Source organism: Plantactinospora sp. ZYX-F-223 (genome assembly GCF_039649625.1).
GTDB lineage: Bacteria > Actinomycetota > Actinomycetes > Mycobacteriales > Micromonosporaceae > Plantactinospora.
On record NZ_JBDJAV010000009.1, the window covers coordinates 17,355 to 34,523 of the forward strand.

General features: G+C 71.7%; 16 protein-coding genes. 5 read left to right on the forward strand and 11 right to left on the reverse strand.

What is annotated here, in order from left to right:
* Window positions 1–161 precede the first annotated feature (161 nt).
* A complete protein-coding gene (locus tag AAH979_RS11240; protein WP_101368644.1) occupies window positions 162–1,001 on the reverse strand; it encodes a hypothetical protein in 840 nt (279 codons plus the stop codon).
* A gap of 197 nt (window positions 1,002–1,198) precedes the next feature.
* On the opposite strand from AAH979_RS11240, the gene AAH979_RS11245 reads away from it, so the two are divergent.
* Together AAH979_RS11245 and AAH979_RS11250 are read left to right on the forward strand one after the other, a co-directional pair.
* On the forward strand, window positions 1,199–2,281 hold the full coding sequence (locus AAH979_RS11245; protein WP_346258026.1) for a Glu/Leu/Phe/Val dehydrogenase dimerization domain-containing protein: 1,083 nt from the start codon (window positions 1,199–1,201) through the stop codon (window positions 2,279–2,281).
* Between the two features lie 346 nt (window positions 2,282–2,627).
* Window positions 2,628–2,843, forward strand: a complete 216-nt coding sequence (locus AAH979_RS11250) for a DUF3073 domain-containing protein (protein WP_203867382.1) — start codon at window positions 2,628–2,630, stop codon at window positions 2,841–2,843.
* Window positions 2,844–3,122: 279 nt separating this feature from the next.
* On the opposite strand, the gene amcA is transcribed toward AAH979_RS11250, so the two are convergent.
* From amcA to AAH979_RS11275, 5 genes are all read right to left on the reverse strand, one after another.
* A complete protein-coding gene (gene amcA, locus AAH979_RS11255; protein ID WP_318399007.1) occupies window positions 3,123–3,362 on the reverse strand; it encodes a multiple cyclophane-containing RiPP AmcA in 240 nt (79 codons plus the stop codon).
* Window positions 3,331–4,434, reverse strand: coding sequence for a cyclophane-forming radical SAM peptide maturase AmcB (amcB, locus tag AAH979_RS11260; RefSeq protein WP_346258180.1), 1,104 nt, complete (start codon window positions 4,432–4,434; stop codon window positions 3,331–3,333). Before amcB ends, amcA begins: the two co-directional genes overlap by 32 nt.
* A gap of 227 nt (window positions 4,435–4,661) precedes the next feature.
* Entirely contained in the window at window positions 4,662–5,807 is a 1,146-nt protein-coding gene (gene purM / locus AAH979_RS11265) for a phosphoribosylformylglycinamidine cyclo-ligase (protein WP_318399006.1), read from the reverse strand.
* Between the two features lie 144 nt (window positions 5,808–5,951).
* Complete coding sequence (purF, locus tag AAH979_RS11270; RefSeq protein WP_318399091.1) at window positions 5,952–7,517, reverse strand: amidophosphoribosyltransferase; 1,566 nt, start codon at window positions 7,515–7,517, stop codon at window positions 5,952–5,954.
* Between the two features lie 151 nt (window positions 7,518–7,668).
* A complete protein-coding gene (locus AAH979_RS11275) occupies window positions 7,669–8,022 on the reverse strand; it encodes a sterol carrier family protein (RefSeq protein WP_346258027.1) in 354 nt (117 codons plus the stop codon).
* A gap of 609 nt (window positions 8,023–8,631) precedes the next feature.
* Here AAH979_RS11275 and AAH979_RS11280 point away from each other — a divergent pair.
* Entirely contained in the window at window positions 8,632–10,128 is a 1,497-nt protein-coding gene (locus tag AAH979_RS11280; RefSeq protein ID WP_346258028.1) for a carboxypeptidase regulatory-like domain-containing protein, read from the forward strand.
* Window positions 10,129–10,248: 120 nt separating this feature from the next.
* Here AAH979_RS11280 and AAH979_RS11285 read toward each other — a convergent pair whose 3' ends face one another.
* From AAH979_RS11285 to purS, 4 genes are all read right to left on the reverse strand, one after another.
* Window positions 10,249–11,022: a 2-phosphosulfolactate phosphatase gene (locus AAH979_RS11285; RefSeq protein ID WP_346258029.1), complete on the reverse strand. Its 774-nt coding sequence runs from the start codon at window positions 11,020–11,022 to the stop codon at window positions 10,249–10,251.
* A gap of 47 nt (window positions 11,023–11,069) precedes the next feature.
* On the reverse strand, window positions 11,070–13,769 hold the full coding sequence (gene purL, locus AAH979_RS11290; RefSeq protein ID WP_346258181.1) for a phosphoribosylformylglycinamidine synthase subunit PurL: 2,700 nt from the start codon (window positions 13,767–13,769) through the stop codon (window positions 11,070–11,072).
* Window positions 13,770–13,912: 143 nt separating this feature from the next.
* Window positions 13,913–14,596 carry a phosphoribosylformylglycinamidine synthase subunit PurQ gene (gene purQ / locus AAH979_RS11295; protein ID WP_346258030.1) on the reverse strand — a complete coding sequence of 228 codons (684 nt, stop codon included), beginning with the start codon at window positions 14,594–14,596 and terminating at the stop codon, window positions 13,913–13,915.
* Window positions 14,593–14,856: a phosphoribosylformylglycinamidine synthase subunit PurS gene (gene purS, locus AAH979_RS11300; protein ID WP_346258031.1), complete on the reverse strand. Its 264-nt coding sequence runs from the start codon at window positions 14,854–14,856 to the stop codon at window positions 14,593–14,595. Before purS ends, purQ begins: the two co-directional genes overlap by 4 nt.
* A 358-nt stretch (window positions 14,857–15,214) precedes the next feature.
* Here purS and AAH979_RS11305 point away from each other — a divergent pair, with 358 nt between their 5' ends.
* Window positions 15,215–15,895 (forward strand): DUF1986 domain-containing protein, encoded by a 681-nt coding sequence (locus tag AAH979_RS11305; protein WP_346258032.1) that lies wholly within the window; start codon window positions 15,215–15,217, stop codon window positions 15,893–15,895.
* A 219-nt stretch (window positions 15,896–16,114) separates the two neighbouring features.
* Window positions 16,115–16,573, forward strand: a complete 459-nt coding sequence (locus tag AAH979_RS11310; RefSeq protein WP_318398999.1) for a YbjQ family protein — start codon at window positions 16,115–16,117, stop codon at window positions 16,571–16,573.
* Window positions 16,574–16,602: 29 nt separating this feature from the next.
* Here the strand turns inward: AAH979_RS11310 and AAH979_RS11315 are convergent, their stop codons facing one another.
* Window positions 16,603–17,109: a hypothetical protein gene (locus AAH979_RS11315; protein ID WP_346258033.1), complete on the reverse strand. Its 507-nt coding sequence runs from the start codon at window positions 17,107–17,109 to the stop codon at window positions 16,603–16,605.
* Window positions 17,110–17,169: the final 60 nt, after the last annotated feature.

The following is a 17,169-nucleotide window of genomic DNA, read 5'->3' on the forward strand; positions in this document are numbered from 1 at the left end:
CCGAAGGTCCCTGGATGGACGGATGAACAATGACCGATATATGGTCCTTTTTTATGCCAGAAAAAGACTTAACCGGACGGCCGATTGCCCCTCGTGACGTCGATATTACGAGGGGCATTCACCTGTGCGCGCTCCCAATGGGCCCTGAGCCGCATTGTTCGCTAATTGCAACGCTCCAGTAACTGGACCGCCCGCCAGCGCGCCACGAGCTTCTCGTACGCCTCGGTGGCCGCCTCCGCGTCGCCCCGGGACAGCCCGGCCAGCCCGGCCGCGACCAGCTCCGGAGAGTCATCCGCGGCCAGCGCCTCGTCCGGGAGCAGGTCGACCAGCCCGCCGTAGTCCAGCTCCACCACCGACCGGGGATGGAACTCCTCCAGCCACCGGGCCCCCTCCTCGACGGCCTCGGTGATCGGCGCGTCCCCGACCGACTTGCGCAGCACCGACAGGCCCCGGGAGGCCCGCCGCCGGGCCTTGGAGATCTCGGTGCGGTAGCGCAGCACCCGCCGGTCCGGCCGGGTGGTCAGCTCGCGCTCCTCCGGGTCGACGAAGACGAACCAGCGCAGCGGCACTCCCCAGGTGGCGATCTGCTCGTGCAGCCTCGGCACCCCGTGCTCCAGCACCCGGGCCCCGCTGCGCCAGTCCTCCACCACGGCCTTCGCCTGGCCGGCCAGCACCGGCGGGACGAACGCGTCGGCCAGCACCGGAGGCACGCCGTCCCGGGCGCTCAGCGCCGCCTCGGCGACCCGCACCCGCAGGTTCCAGGGGCAGACCAGCAGCGTGTCGTCCGCCTCCAGGACGTACGCCTCCTCGGGCAGGTCGGGCAGCCGGGTCCAGCCGGCACCGAGCGCCTCGATCACCGCCGTCCGCTGCCGGACCGGCCCCTCCAAAGGGGCCACCGCCCTGCCCTCCTTGACGTACCGACGCCAGAAGAGCTGCCGGTCCCGATCGAAGGCGGTCAACGGCTCGTACACCCGCAGGTAGGAAGCGAAGAGCGACGGCACGGCGCGATCCTCCCACGAAACGAGAGCGGCGGAGTCTCCAGCATCTCCAATCAGTCTCGGGCGCGCCGGCCGCGATCCACCCTGAGGCCGATCGCGATTAGGCTCGGAGCAGGCCGGCACCATCCCCCGCCGGCATACCGGGAGCCCTCTCCCGCCCGCATCCCACAAGGATGCCCACCTGCGATCAGGAGCCAGACATGGACGTATTCGCCAGTACCGACGGTCCGGAATCCGACGGCCACGAGCAGGTCGTGTTCTGCCAGGACAAGCAGACCGGACTCAAGGCGATCATCGCCATCTACTCGACCGCGCTCGGCCCGGCGCTCGGCGGCACCCGGTTCTACCCGTACGCCACCGAGGCCGAGGCGCTGCACGACGTGCTCGACCTGTCCCGTGGCATGGCGTACAAGAACGCGCTCGCCGGGCTGGACCTGGGCGGCGGCAAGGCGGTCATCTGGGGCGACCCGGAGCGGATCAAGACCGAGCCACTGCTGCGGGCGTACGGCCGCTTCGTGGAGTCGTTGAACGGCCGCTACTACACCGCCTGCGACGTCGGCACCTACGTCGCCGACATGGACCTGGTGGCCCGGGAGACCCGCTTCGTGACCGGCCGCAGCGTCGAGCACGGCGGAGCCGGTGACTCGTCGGTGCTGACCGCCTGGGGCGTCTTCCAGGGGATGCGGGCCGCCGCCGAGCACACCTGGGGCTCGCCGACCCTGGCCGGGCGCCGGGTCGGGGTGTCCGGGCTCGGCAAGGTCGGCAAGCACCTGACCGGCCACCTGATCGACGACGGCGCCTCGGTGGTGGCGACCGACGTGAACGAAAAGGCGCTCTCCTGGGTCCGGCAGGCCTACCCGCAGGTCGACGTGGTCGCCGACACCCAGGCCCTGATCACCTCCGACATCGACGTGTACGCCCCGTGCGCCCTCGGCGGCGCCCTGGACGACGACACCGTGCCGGCGCTGCGCGCCTCGGTGGTGGTCGGCGCGGCCAACAACCAGCTCGCGCACCCGGGCATCGAGAAGCTGCTCGCCGACCGGGGCGTGTTGTACGCCCCCGACTACGTGGTGAACGCCGGCGGGGTGATCCAGGTCGCCGACGAGATCGAGGGCTTCAACTTCGAGCGGGCCAAGCTGCGGGCCACCCGGATCTTCGACACCACCCGGGAGATCCTGCGGCTGGCCGACGCCGAGGGGGTGCCGCCGGCGGTCGCCGCGGACCGGCTCGCCGAGCGCCGGATGGCCGAGGTCGGCCGGCTGCGCACCATCCACCTGCGCTGACCGGTCCGCCGTCCGCGAGGGGGTGGGGCCGATGCGGGTACCGGCTCGGTGCCCACCTCCGCCACGGACGCCCGGTCGATTGCCGGTTAATCAGGCAGAAAGTACGCTGTACTGGACTGATTGGGGCTGGAGGCCCCAAACAAGTCACGGCCAGGCCGGGCCGGCGCTCCTTACTGAGTAGCATGGGACCGCCCGTCGATGTCCCCGCGACGCGCGGGCACGGGCGGTGGTAACCCGAGGTGCCGAACCGGGGCATCCCCATGTACCGTAAGAGCCACGAGAGATGCCTGACGTCATCGGGGCCCGCCTTCGGGCTGCCCCGAATTCTGTGCGAGGGGGTCGAGCCATGGGGCGCGGCCGTGCTAAGGCCAAGCAGACTAAGGTCGCCCGGGAGTTGAAGTACCACTCCCCGAACACCGACCTCGCCGCCTTGCAGCGAGAACTCGGCGGCAGCCGCAAGTCGGACCACGACTTCGACGACGACTACAAAGAGTATGTCGACGACGATGACGAGGATCACGACGCGGACGACGACCCGGGCAACTGGGCGTCAACCCGCTGACCTCCGGTCACATCTGAGCACGCGGTAACACCGCGTGCTCACGCGTGTCCGAGTGCCTGCGGGCCGTACCGCCGATCGGGACGCCAACCGGTAAGGACCTGCCGGGGACGGAGCCTGTCTCCAACCCCTCGGCAGGTCCTTACCGCTGGCCGTGGCCCGTCCTCCCCGACACCGGGAAAGCCCCACCGCCCTTCGCGTACCGTCGTACGCCGCACCCCGGGACGTCCGACCCCTCGGCGGACGGAACCGGACGCTCCGGCGGATCGACCGTCCTCGGGCTCAGCGGGGGCGGTTGTTCCAGTTGTAGAACGTCGGGATGTTCTCGAAGTGGTTCCAGGCGCAGACCGCAGCCGCACCGTCCCCGCCGGTCGCCACCTCGGCCCGGAGCCGTCGCGCCTCCGCCGCCTCCCGCAGCAGCGTGGTGAGCCCGGCCCGAGCACCCAGGACCCGGGCGGCCAGCGGATCGTGCGGTCCGGCCTCGACGGGCTCAGGCGGCCGTTGGCTCGTGGTCTCGGGCATGGTCCAACACTCCCTCTAGTAGACGGATCTTGCTGTTGCGGCAGTGGTCGGTCTCCGTACCATCGAAACGCCCGTGCTCGAAGTAGCGGTTGGCGGCGTGCCCACCCCCGCAGAATCCGAAGTACGGGCAGCGGGCGCGGCAGGCCTCCACGCCGGTCAGGAACTCCGTCACCCACGGCGTCTGTGCCGCCGTGGCGAGAATGTCACCCAACGGGGTTTCCAGGACGTTTCCACTGCTGAAGTCGCCGTAGTCCGGGTCGGAGAAGCCGGCCAGCTCCGGGGAGAGCAGCACCACCGAGCCGTCGTACCCGATGGTCGGGATGGGGTCGAGCTGGCGGGGCAGCACGTCGTCCTCGGCCCCGTCGAGGACGGCCGCAGCGTACCGCAGCGACCACTCGATCTCCCGGAGGTGGATCCGGGGGTCCCGGCGCCAGGCGGAGACCAGTTCCGCCCAGAAGCCGCTGACCAGTTCGGCCGGATGGGCGTTGCGCCGGGTGTTGACCCCCTCGGTCTCCTCGATGTTGATCCCGAGCACGTCGCAGCCGAGGTCGAGGAAGTAGTCGTACAGCTCGGTGGCGAGCCCCGGCTCAGGCCGGCTCACCACACAGAGCGCCGAGTACGGGATCCCGTGCCGGCGCAGCGCCTCGACGCCCGCCATGATCCGGTCGTACGACGGTTGGCCGCCCCGGCCGACCCGCTCCCGGTTGCGGTCCCGGGGTCCGTCGATGCTGACGCTGACCCGGATCCGGTGCGCGGCGAAGAACTCGCACCAGGCGTCGTCGATCAGCGTCGCGTTGGTCTGCACGTGGTGCTCGACCGAGGAGTCGAAGGGCGCCAGCAGGGCCGCCAGATGCTCCCGTCCGGCGGCGAGCGGCTCACCCCCGTGCCAGACCACCGAGAACCGCCCGTGCCGGGCCCAGTCGTTGACCGGCCCGGCCACCGCGGCCGCCACCGGTACCGTCATCCGACGGTCCGCCGCCCGCAACGGGAGATAGCAGTACGCACAGTCGAGGTTGCAGAGCGTGGTCGGCTGCATGACCACGTAGCTGGGGACCGCAGCGATCCCCCGCATGCCGGAAAACTCCTGTCCACGGACAGCCATGGCCCTCCTCCCCCGCCTCTGAGGTGCCCCTCAGGCTAGGTGGCGGTAGCCACCCCGGTGAAGTCCTGACCAGGTATGCCGAGAATCACGGGCAAATATCGCGGATGCGGGTTTTGGCGTTTTTGTTGTGCTCGGCCCGGCGTCGTGGCCCGGGTGGCAGGGTCGCGCCCCGGGTGGCCGCCGGCTCGTGCGCCGGGTCAGCCCCGGGTGTGCTGGCCGATCATGTGCACCTCACCGGTGCCCTCGATGATCTCACCCGCCTGCCAGGCCTCGACACCCCGGCCGGTCAGGCAGGCCAGCGCCCGGTCGGCGTCCTCGGCCGACACGATCGCGAACATGCCCACACCCATGTTGAAGGTGGACTCCATGTCCTGGTCCTCGATCCGGCCCTTGGCCTGGACCAGGTCGAAGATCGGCTGCGGCCGCCAGGTGGCCCGGTTGACCACCGCGTCGACGTTGTCCGGGAGCACCCGGACCAGGTTGCCGGGAATGCCGCCGCCGGTGACGTGCGCCAGGGCGCGTACCTCGGCCTCGGCGATCAGCTTCAGGCAGTCCTGCGCGTAGATCTTGGTCGGGGTCAGCAGCTCCTCACCCAGGGTGCGCTGCCGGCCGAAGTCCTCGATCACGCTGTCCAGCCGCATCCGGCCGGCGCCGAGCAGCACGTGCCGGACCAGGGAGTAGCCGTTGGAGTGCAGGCCGGACGAGCCCATCGCGATCACGACGTCGCCGACCTCGACCCGCTCCGGGCGGAGGATCTCGCTCTCCTCCACCACACCCACGCCGGTGGCCGAGACGTCGTACTCGTCCGGACGGAGCACCCCGGGGTGCTCGGCGGTCTCGCCGCCGAGCAGCGCGCAGCCGGCGTACCGGCAACCGTCGGCGATGCCGGCGCCGATCTCGGCGACCTTGTCCGGGACGACCTCGCCACAGGCGATGTAGTCGAGCAGGAAGAGCGGCTCGGCACCGCAGGCGACCAGGTCGTCCACCACCATCGCCACCAGGTCGATGCCGACCGTGTCGTGGATGTCCATCTGCTGCGCGATGACCAGCTTGGTGCCCACCCCGTCGGTCGACGAGGCGAGGATCGGGTTGCGGTACTTCTGGGTGTCCAGCCGGAACAGGCCGGCGAAACCGCCGATGTCGCCCATCACCTCGGGGCGCCGGGTGCCCTGCACCTTCGGCCGGAGCAGTTCGACCGCGCGCTCACCGGCGTGGATCGAGACGCCGGCGTCCGCGTACGACACGGTGCGCTTGCGGCCGGACCGGCCCATCCCCGCCGTCCAGGGCTGATGGGTGCCGCCCGGGCCGCTTCCTGCACCACTGCGCTCGGTCACGTGCGTCACGGTTCTCCCCTTTGTGGTTCTCGCGGCTGGCCGCGTCGGTAGCGGTCGAGGATCGCTCGACTTTCGTGCTGCCCGGCCGGATGTGTCCGGTCGGGCCGGTCCTGTCGCCGGGCGTCGTGCCCATGAGCCCACCCGGCGTGGTGCCTACGCGTGCGACGACACCTCGCCGCCACTGGAACTGCTCACGAACGGCTGACCGCCCGGACCGCGGGCGGCCCCGTCCGGGACCGCCTCCTCCGCCCCGGCGCCGGCGACCCGGCGGTCAACTCCTTCGAGTACGTGCTTGCCGATCAGGTTCCCCGCCGGCAGCTCGATCGGGTATTCCCCGTCGAAGCAGGCCCGGCAGAGCCGGGTCTTCGGCTGCTCGGTGGACGCGATGAGACCGGCCAGGGAGACGTACCCGAGGCTGTCGGCCCCGATCGACCGCCGGATGCCCTCGTTGTCCAGCCCGTTGGCGAGCAGCTCCGCCCGGGTGGCGAAGTCGATGCCGTAGAAGCAGGGCCAGTTGACCGGCGGCGAGGAGATCCTGACGTGCACCTCCAGGGCACCGGCCTCACGCAGCATCCGGACGATCGCCCGCTGGGTGTTGCCCCGCACGATCGAGTCGTCCACCACGACCACCCGCTTGCCCCGGACGTTCTCCCGGAGCGGGTTGAGCTTGAGCCGAATGCCGAGCTGACGGAGCGTCTGCGACGGCTGGATGAAGGTGCGCCCGACGTACGGGTTCTTCATCAGGCCGGCGCCGTAGGTGATGCCGGACTCCTCCGCGTAGCCGATCGCGGCCGGAGTGCCGGACTCCGGTACCGGGATCACCAGGTCGGCCTCGACCGGGTGCTCCCGGGCGAGCTGCCGGCCGATGCTGACCCGGGCGGCGTGGATGTTGCGGCCGGCGATCGTGGTGTCCGGCCGGGCGATGTAGACGTATTCGAAGAGACAGCCCTTCGGCTCCGGTGCCGCGAACCGGGCCGACCGCAGGCCGTGCTCGTCGATGGCGATCAGCTCGCCGGGCTCGACCTCGCGGACCACGCTCGCCCCGACGATGTCCAGCGCGGCGGTCTCGCTCGCCACCACCCAGCCGCGCTCCAGCCGCCCGAGCACCAGCGGACGGACCCCGTACGCGTCACGGGCGGCGTAGAGCGTGGTCTCGTCCATGAAGACGAAGCTGAACGCGCCGCGCAGCGTCGGCAGCACCTCCAGCGCGGCGGCCTCGACCGACAGGTCGGGGCGGCTGGCCAGCAGCGTGGTCACCAGGGCGGTGTCGGAGGTCGACCCGTCGGAGTCCATGCCGCGCTCGACCGCGTCCCGGGCGAGCTCGGCGGTGTTGACCAGATTGCCGTTGTGCGCCAACGCGATCGTCGTGCCCGCCGTGTTGGCCCGGATGGTCGGTTGGGCGTTTTCCCAGGTCGACCCGCCGGTCGTGGAGTATCGGGTGTGCCCGATCGCCAGGTGGCCGCGCAGGCTCGCCAGCGTCGGCTCGTCGAAGACCTGGGCGACGAGGCCGAGATCCTTGTAGACCACCACGCCCGACCCGTCGCTGACGGCGATGCCGGCAGCCTCCTGGCCACGGTGCTGGAGTGCGTAGAGACCGAAGTAGGTGAGCTTCGCCACCTCTTCGCCCGGAGCCCAGACTCCGAAAACGCCGCACGCGTCCTGTGGGCCGGGTCGTTGGGGGTCGAGGTCATGGCTCAACCGGCCGTCGCCTCGGGGCACCTGCCGCTCCCTCTTGCTGATCTGCTCGGACTCGCCTGTCACCCGGGTGATTTCGGGTTCCGTCGACTCAGACAGTGTACGCGAACCGCAGCCGACACAGAGAGCCACGTTATGGCCCCCGTAAGTGACGGATGGTGATGGATAAGCATGGCTAGACAGGAAGGAATGGGGAGATATCAGCACGATTGCCACTCGTCTGCACCAGGCCCTCGGCGACCGCCGCCGACCAGGACATCCGCCCGGTCGCCAGCCGGAGCCAGGTCTCCGGTGCCATCTCCACCACATTGGGCGGGGTGCCACGCGTGTGTCGGGGCCCCGCACAACATTGGATCGCCCCATAGGGTGGCACCCGGACCTCTACCGCCCGGCCCGGCGCAGCCCGGGCCAGGTCGCTCAGCAGGGCACGAACGGCGTCCCGCAACGTCGTCCGGTCCGGCGTACGGCCGGCGTCGAGGTCCGCCAGCGCGGCCGCGACCGCTGCGGACTTATTGTGCGGAGAGGACACGTCGGGACGATACGACCCGGCTTCGTGGCATTTTTCGCCGCCCCTGGGTCGCGCTCATCCGGTCAGACAAGGCATAGTTGCCGACGGTGTAGTCGTATGGGTTGATCCCCGGCCGACGACGGGTCGGCGGTGGAGCCCCGGAAGGCGGTGGACGTGACAGCACACCGACGAGCCTGGATCTCCCGGGCCGGTGTGGTCGTAGCGCTGGCAGCCAGCGCTGTATTCGCTCTACCCACCACACCAGCATTGGCTGACCCAGACCTCAGAACCGTTACCGCCTCGCCTAGCTCTGTCGATGTCAACGGCACCACGACGGTCAGGTTCACGCTCGCCTTCAACGGCAGTGGTGACAACGCCGACATCCAGGTTAGTTCCGACAACTCGCGGCTGACTTGCACGGATGGATGCTCCGTGCAAGATGCCGAGGCTGGCAGCTACACGGCCGTCTTCAAACGGACGTCGGCAACGCTTGACTCTAACCAGAGTGCGACGATCACTGTCCGCGCCACGGAGGACGCCCTTATCGGCAACGGCCCCACTGATACAGCCACCGCCCGAGTAACTCTGGTCGGTCGACCCGCGCCGCCGCCGGTGCAGACGGTCGCCGAGGTGTCGGGGCGGGTCACCAACGAGACCACCGGAGACGGGGTTCCCAACGCCAGCGTCCGGCTGACCGACGGGCAGGGTCGTACCCACACGACCAACACGAGCAACAGCGGCAGCTACCGGTTCACTGGTTCGCGGGAACGGCCGATCGCGCCGGGGCGGCTCCAGATCCGGGCCACCAAGGACGGCATCACCGACACCAAGGACGTGAACGGGGCCGCTGGCGCCCGGGTCAACAACCAGGGCATCCAACTCGCCCTGGCCGGTGCGCCGAGCGCGACACCGGAGACCTCGGCGGAGCCGACCGAGGACGCCGCCGAGGAGGAGCCGACCGAGGACGCCGCCGCGGAGGAGAGCCAGGATGCCGGTGCGGCGGACCAGGCCGCCAACGAGGAGTCCGGCGGCGGGCTCGGCTCGTGGGTACTGATCCTGGCCGGCGGCCTGCTGGTCGCGCTCGGTGTCGGCGCGATCGTGCTGCTGCTGATGCGCCGCAAGGAAGACGGCGGCGATGACGACGAGGACGGGCCGGGTGGGCCGGGCGGGCCGGGGCCGCGCTCGGGCGCGGGGGCCGGCCGGGGCGGCTACGACGACGCCACCCGGGTCACCAACCGGGCCGGTGCCGACCCGACGATGGTCAACCGGGGCGGCAACCTGGCCGACGCACCGACCATGATGCACAGTGCCCCACTGGTCGACGAGGAGTTCCCGGATCCGTACGGTGCGCCGCTGCCCGGGCCGCAGACGCCGGGCTACGGCGCCGGACAGCCGGGCTGGGGCGGCAACGCCAACGGCTACGGTGACCGCCCCGGCTCGGGTGCCGGCGCGTACGGCAACGCACCTGGCTCGGGTGCCGGCTACGGCGCTCCCGCCTCCGGGGCCGGCTACGGCAACGCTCCCGGCTCGGGTGCCGGCTACGGTGCGCCCGTCTCCGGCGGTGGATACTCCGCCAACGGTGCCGGTGGCTACGACGACGGGTACGACGAGCCGACGGGGCGCTACACCGGTGGCCGGGGTGGTGCCGACGAGTACGGCCCGGCGGCCGACCCGTACGAGACCAACGCCTACCGCCCGTCCTCGGGTGCCGGCCACGGTGGCTACGAGCCCACCCAGCAGTACGGCCGGGACGACGACGGCTACGACGCCGGGGGCTACGGCGCGGGCCAGGGCGGCTACGGCGACGAGCCGCGTACCGGTGCCGGCTACGACCGCGCCGACGACGGTTACGGCCAGCAGGGCTACGCCGACCGGGCCGGCTACGACCAGCAGGGCTACGACGCCGACCGGGCCGGCTACGACCAGCCGACCACCGGTGGCGGCTACGACCAGCCGCGTGGTGGCTACGACGACCAGAACGGTTACGACGACCGGGGTGGCTACGACCAGCAGCAGGCTGGCGGCGGCTACTACGACGATGCGCCACGGGCCGGGCACAGCCGGTCCGCCGCACCGCAGCAGTCGAGCCGTTCGGAGCGCCGGTCGCTCGACTGGTTGGACGACTGACCGAGGCGGCACGCACGAGATAACCCGCAGGGGCCCGGTTCGCGACGGCGAGCCGGGCCCCTGCCGGTTCTCACCACCGCACGGGTCCGTTACCCGGGACGGCGACGGGGAAGACCTGGGTCAGGCCGGCGAGTAGACCCCGTTGCGGAGTACCGGCACCACGTCGGAGACGCCGACCTGGACCGCGATCTCGACGTCCTGGCCGAATCCCCGGGTGACGAGTTCCCGCCCCGACACGCTGCCCCGGACCGCCGCCGATATGTCGGGGAGACTGTTCAACGCGGCCAGCGCCAGCGCCGCCTCGACGGAGAGCCCGCCGGACACTGTGGAGAGTGCGTCCAGTACGGCAGCCGCGCCGAGGTGGTCCTCGACGGCCGGCCGGAGACTGTCGTCCGGCCAGCGTTCCCCCGCCGCGACGACACCGATCGGTGCCGTGGTCGAGCCGTACCCCTGGGCGAGGAGCCAGCGCCCGACGGCGGTGGCGTTACGCAGGCAGGCCGCCACCACTGGCAGCCCGGTGGCGCTGGCGGCGGCACTGATCGCCGAGCCGTTCGGGGACGGCAGCACCAGGTCCGGTACGACCGGAGCGGTGTACAGGGCCGCCGGGGAGAGCGACCAGGGATGCTCCGGCGTCACCGCGCGTCGGCCGACGGCGGCTACCGCGCCGACCCGGGTGGCGTACTCGGCGGCCTGGGCGCCCCAGGGGAACGGATGCACCCGCATCCCCCGCGCGACCGCCACCTCGACCGACGTGGTGAAGGAGAGCACGTCGACCACCACCAGCACCGCGCAGACCCGGCTCAACTCGGCCGCGCCGGCCAGCCCCCAGTCCAGCCTGGCGCCGGTACCGGGCTGGGCGTAGACCGACTCCGCCGGTCCTGCTGGTTCCGTCACGATGCGGTTCCCTCGCCACCGGAAGATCCGACCGCCGCGCGGTCGGATCAATCCGTCGGGCGATCTCCGGCGTCGGTCCGGGCCGCCGCCTCCTGGTGCCCGTCGGCGGTGCTCGGAGCGGCGTCCACCGGAGCCGAAGCCGCTGGAGCGGCGTCACCGGCAGCGGCGGTGTCGTCCGGAGCGGCAACGGTGGCGGGACCTGCGGCGGCCTCCGGACCGGCGGCCGGCGCCGACGCGGTAGCGGCGGAGTCCACCGGCTCGGTCCCGTCGGCCCCGTCGGCGGCGTCCGGCTCGGCCGGGTCGGTGTCGACGACCGGCTCGGCGGCGCCCCGGTCGGAGCCGGCTGGCCCGGGGTCCGGGGTGCTCGTGCCGGTCGCGACGGCTTCGGCCAGCGTCGCCGTGCCCTCGCCGAACAGGCTCGGCAGGGTCGCGCTGTGCGCCGCGCGCAGCTCCGGCAGGCCGATCGTGAACTGGTCCCGGATCTCCAGCTCGTTTCCGGCGGTGTCGGTGACCCCGATCAGGGTCCACGGCACGCCCCGCTCGACACAGAGCGCGGTGAACGCCTTCTCGTGCCCGCGCGGCACCGCCACCATCGCCCGGCCGGCCGACTCGCTGAACAGGAAGACGAACGGCATCGAGCCGGCGGTGAAGCCCTCCGGCAGGGCGATCCTGGCGCCGACGCCGTGCCGGAGGCTCGACTCGACCAGCGCCTGGGCGAGACCGCCGTCGGAGAGGTCGTGCGCGGAGCGCAGGTGCCCGACCCGGGCCGCCTCGGCGATCAGCTCGGCGAGCGCCCGCTCGGCCGCCAGGTCGACCTTCGGCGGTACCCCGCCGAGGTGCTCGTGGGTGACCCAGGCCCACTCGGAGCCGGAGAGTTCCAGCCGGGTCTCGCCGAGCACGAAGATCAGGTCGTGGTCGGCCCCGGTGGTCCGGGCGAAGCCCATCGGCACCCGCTGCGCGACGTCGTCCAGCACGCCCAGCACCCCGACGACCGGGGTGGGGTGGATCGCCGCCGCACCCGTCTGGTTGTAGAAGCTGACGTTGCCTCCGGTGACCGGGATGCCCAGCTCGGCGCAGCCGTCGGCGAGCCCGCGTACGGCCTCGGCGAACTGCCACATCACGCCCGGGTCCTCCGGCGAGCCGAAGTTCAGGCAGTCGGTCACCGCGACCGGCTTCGCACCGGTCACCGCCACGTTCCGGTACGCCTCGGCAAGCGCCAGCTTCGCACCGTGGTACGGGTCGAGCCGGGCGTACCGGCCGTTGCCGTCGACCGAGATGGCGACGCCCAGCCCGGACCGCTCGTCGATCCGGATGATCCCGGCGTCCTCCGGCTGCGCCAGCACGGTGTTGCCGAGCACGTACCGGTCGTACTGCTCGGTGACCCAGGTCTTGTCACAGAGGTTCGGCGAGGCGATCATCCGGAGCAGGGTCTCCCGGAGCGCCTCGGCGGTGGCCGGCCGGGGCAGCGTCTCGGCCCGGTCCGCCTGGAGCAGGATCAGGTCGGCCGGCTCCCGCATCGGGCGGGCGTAGACCGGACCGTCGTCCACCAGCGACCCCGGCGGTACGTCGACCACGGTGTGCCCCTGCCAGGTGACCAGCAGCCGGCCCGGACCGGAGCCCTCCGGGGCACCGGTCACCTCACCGATCGCGCTGGCCGGTACGCCCCACTTCTCGGCGATCCGGAGCACCGCGTCGAGCTTCTCCGGGGCGACGATCAGCAGCATCCGCTCCTGCGACTCGCTGGCCAGGATCTCGTGCGGCTGCATGGACGCCTCGCGCAGCGGTACCCGCTCCAGGAAGACCCGCATGCCGGTGCCGGCCGCGGCGGCGGTCTCGGTGAGCGCGCAGGTCAGCCCGGCACCGCCGAGATCCTGGATGCCGACGACGAGTCCGGCGTCGTACAGCTCCAGGCACGCCTCGATCAGCAGCTTCTCCATGAACGGGTCGCCGACCTGCACCGACGGGCGGCGCTGGGCGCTGCCGTCGTCGAAGGTGGCGCTGGCCAGCACGGAGACCCCGCCGATGCCGTCCCGCCCGGTCTTGGCGCCGAGCAGCACCACGACGTTGCCGGGGCCGGCGGCGGCCTTGTTCTGCAACCGCTGCACGGGTAGCACGCCGAGGCAGAGCGCGTTGACCAGCGGGTTGCCCTGGTAGCAGGCGTCGAAGACGACCTCGCCGCCGATGTTGGGCAGGCCGAGCGAGTTGCCGTAGGTGCCGATCCCGGCGACCACGCCGGGGAGTACCCGGGCGGTGTCGGGGTGGTCGGCGGCACCGAACCGCAGCGGGTCCATCACCGCGACCGGCCGGGCACCCATCGCCAGGATGTCCCGGACGATCCCGCCGACCCCCGTCGCCGCGCCCTGGTGCGGCTCGACGAAGCTCGGGTGGTTGTGCGACTCGACCTTGAAGGTCACCGCGAGCTGGTCGGAGATCTGGATCACGCCGGCGTTCTCGCCGATGCCGGCGAGCAGCCGGTCGCTCGGCGGGGCCTTCTCGCCGAACTGCCGCAGGTGCACCTTGCTCGACTTGTAGGAGCAGTGCTCGCTCCACATGATCGAGTACATCGCCAGCTCGGACTGGGTGGGGCGGCGGCCGAGGATCTGCCGGATCCGGTCGTACTCGTCGTCGCGCAGGCCCAGCTCGGCGTAGGGCTGGAGGTCGCCGGGGGTGGCCGCCGCGTTCGAGACGGTGTCCACGCCGCCGGGGTAGCCGTTCACCGGCAGCTCCGCGGCGACGCTCGCCGGCACCGCCTGGCCCGGCACGGGCTGCTCCGCCGGAGCCGGCTGACCCACCGGGTCGACGGCCGGGCCGGGCCGCGCGGCGGGGCCGGATGCCGAGGGGTGGTCGGCGAGGGCGGGCTCTGGCTGGCCCATGACCTCACTCCGTTCGATCATGCGGGTACTCCCGCGAGGTGCTTGAGGACCGACGTGAAGAAGCCGAGCCCGTCGAGGGATGGGCCGGTCAGCGCCTCCACGGCGTGCTCCGGATGCGGCATCAGCCCGACCACGTTGCCGGCCTCGTTGCGGATGCCGGCGATGTCCCGCAGCGACCCGTTCGGGTTGCCGCCCAGGTAGCGGGCCACCACCCGGCCGGTCGCCTCCAGCTCGTCGAGGGTGCGCTCGTCGGCGACGTAGCAGCCCTCGCCGTTCTTCACCGGGATCAGGATCTCCTGCCCGGGCTGGAACGCGTTGGTCCAGGCGGTGCCCGTCGACTCGATCCGCAGCACCTGGTCGCGGTTGCGGAAGTGCAGGTGCTGGTTGCGGGTGAGCGCGCCGGGCAGCAGGTGTGCCTCGCAGAGGATCTGGAACCCGTTGCAGATGCCGAGTACCGGCAGGCCGTCCCGGGCGCCGGCGGCGATGGTCTCCATCACCGGGGCGAACCGGGCGATGGCGCCGCACCGCAGGTAGTCGCCGTAGGAGAAGCCGCCGGGCAGCACCACGGCGTCGACGCCGCGCAGGTCGGGGTCGTCGTGCCAGAGCGACACCACCTCGGCGCCGGCGATCCGGGCGGCCCGGGCCGCGTCGCGGTCGTCCAGCGAGCCGGGGAACGTCACCACGCCGATCCGGGCGGTCATGGATTGCTCTCCTCGGCATCCCCGGCCTCGGCCACCCGGACCGCGAAGTCCTCGATCACCGGGTTGGCCAGCAACTTGTCCGCGATCTCCCGAGCCCGGTCCAGGTCCGGCTGGCCGGTGAACTCGATCTCGATCCGCCGACCGATGCGCACGGAGGACACGTCCGTGACTCCGAGCCTCGGCAGCGCATTCGCGACGGCCTGGCCCTGGGGATCGAGAATCTCCGGCTTGAGCATGACGTCGACGACGACGCGAGGCACTGGGCACTCCTGACTGTGTACGCAGTTGGGTGCCGGCCCACGAAAGGGGCGAGCGGAGCCAGCGTACCCGGCCGACCAGCGAGTTGACGCACGGGCCGGCGCGTCGATGCCCCGACGGACCCGGGGTGCCCGCCGGGCGCCTCCGGTGGACCCGGTCACCCGCCGGAGAGGGTCGGAAACCGACCGCAGAGGTTCACCCTTGTGAATAGGTGACGAACGGCTTAGCGTGTGGCGTCAAACGTCCGGTTACCTACACCGAACGTTGAGTGTCCAGACCCGTATGGCGGACATCCTCCCGCCTACGGCGGCTCGAACCGACCCGGTGACCCCGGGTAAACCCCCCGGAAGGAGCCCCCCCGTGCGTCTTCGCCGAACCCTGGTGATGCTCGCCACCACCCTGGCCGGCGCGCTCGTCGCGCCGTCCGTCGCCTCAGCCGCCCCGGTCAGCCCGTTCATCATCGGTGGCGGCACCGTCTCGTCGGCCCCGTGGGCCGCGGCCGTGTTCAGCAACGGCTCGTTCACCTGCTCCGGCACCATCATCGCGGCCCGCTGGGTGCTCACCGCCCGGCACTGCGTCAGCGGCACGATGTCGGTGCGGGTCGGCAGCGTCAACCGGTCCTCCGGCGGCACCACCAGCGGGGTGACCGCCAGCTACGGCCGGTACGACCTGGCGTTGCTCAACCTGTCCACCTCGATCAACACCAGCTACATGCCCCTGTCCAGCGCGTACCCGCCGGTCAACTCCACCAACTCGATCTACGGGTGGGGGATGACCTGCTACAGCGGCTGCTCGGCGTCCACCACCCTGAAGACCGCCACGGTCCGGGTGACCAGCACGAACGTCACCGACGCGTACGGCGGCCGGGCGATCCGCAGCGCCCGGATCAACGGCAACGCCTGGCGCGGTGACTCCGGCGGCCCGCAGGTCTACAACGGCGCCCAGGTGGGTGTCGCGTCCACCGCCGACGGGCAGAGCATCCAGAACTACGGCAGCGTCGCCTACAACCGTTCCTGGATCACCTCCGTCTCCGGCGTCTAGGCACCACTCCACACCCTCCTCAGGGGTATGGCGCGGACGTTCCAGCTGCGTTGGGACGTCCGCGCCGCGCCGTTTCCGTCAACTCCGGACCGTTTGACGGCGTGGGGGCAGGTGTCGGGCTCCCGGCGCCCTTTCGCGGCAGCCGCGCCGTTTCGCAAACTGGAGCGATGTGAACAGCCCTCGCAAAGCGGGCGGGCCCGGCTCTGCCAGCATCAAGGTGTGCTGGTCGTGACGACGGATCATCTACCGGGGTACGAGATCCGCGCAGTACTCGGCGAGGTCGTATCTTCCCAAGCCCGAACCCGGAACCCGTACCGGGAAGGCGTGAAGAACCTCCGTGGTGGCGCCTACGACCCCAAGGCGCCCGAGAACCTCACCCGCTGGCGTACCGACGCCGTGCAGAAGTTGGGTGAGGAGGCGACCCGGCTCGGCGCGAACGCCGTGATCGGGATGCGGTTCGACCACCGCGAGGTCGGCGAGATGTGGATGGAGCTGTGCGCGTACGGCACGGCGGTGGTGGCGGTCCGGCAGCCACCGGAGAATCCACCCAGCGACCAGCCGAAGGTGGCGGCCGAGACGGCGCACCTGGCGGAGCCGCTGGACTCCGGTGCGATCGCCGAAGCGCCGAGCGCACCGGACCTGGGCAGCGCCGCCGGCACCCCGACTCCGCGGAACTGACGCTGCGGAAGGTGCCACGCAGGTAGGCGTCATCCGGGTACGCAGCGGAGCAGGATCTGCCGCATCGAGCCCATGCCGTACCGGTCGACGTCGCTGGAGAGGTCCGCCACCTCGCGGAGTACCGGCCCGAGCGCCACCCCGGCCGCCCTCGCCTCCCGGCACAGCTCGGTGAGTGTCAGCAGCTCGTCCCGGGTGTCGAGGCCCTGGTCGCGGGCGGAGAGCAGCAGCAGTTGGCGCCGGAACCGCTCCGCCGTGTCGGCCGGGAACGACATCCCGACCCCCCACTGGAACGACCGGTGCTTCCGGAACAGCCCCCGGATCGCCGTACGCGTCGAGTCGTCCCCTTCGGCGTACAGGGTGAGGAGCGCGGCCAGGACGACGGCCGCCTCGTCGGCCACACCGGCCTGCTCGACTGCGGGCGGCGCCGCCCGCAGCCGGTCCGCCCACTCCGGGTCGGCCAGGTCGACGGGGCGGTTGGCGATCGGCGCGATCGCACGGTCCAGCCGGGACACCCGGTCGGCGAGGTCGTCGAGCATGGCCCCAGTGTGCGGCCCGGCCGCCACCGGGCGGCCCGGCCGCCACCGGGCGGCCCGGCC

Excerpts from the sequence above, each read along its gene's own strand:
- AAH979_RS11245 (WP_346258026.1), top strand. The coding sequence starts at position 1,199 with ATGGACGTATTCGCCAGTACCGACGGTCCGGAATCCGACGGCCACGAG.
- AAH979_RS11250 (WP_203867382.1), top strand. The coding sequence starts at position 2,628 with ATGGGGCGCGGCCGTGCTAAGGCCAAGCAGACTAAGGTCGCCCGGGAG.
- amcA (WP_318399007.1), bottom strand. The coding sequence starts at position 3,362 with ATGCCCGAGACCACGAGCCAACGGCCGCCTGAGCCCGTCGAGGCCGGA.
- amcB (WP_346258180.1), bottom strand. The coding sequence starts at position 4,434 with ATGCGGGGGATCGCTGCGGTCCCCAGCTACGTGGTCATGCAGCCGACC.
- purQ (WP_346258030.1), bottom strand. The coding sequence starts at position 14,596 with ATGACCGCCCGGATCGGCGTGGTGACGTTCCCCGGCTCGCTGGACGAC.
- AAH979_RS11315 (WP_346258033.1), bottom strand. The coding sequence starts at position 17,109 with ATGCTCGACGACCTCGCCGACCGGGTGTCCCGGCTGGACCGTGCGATC.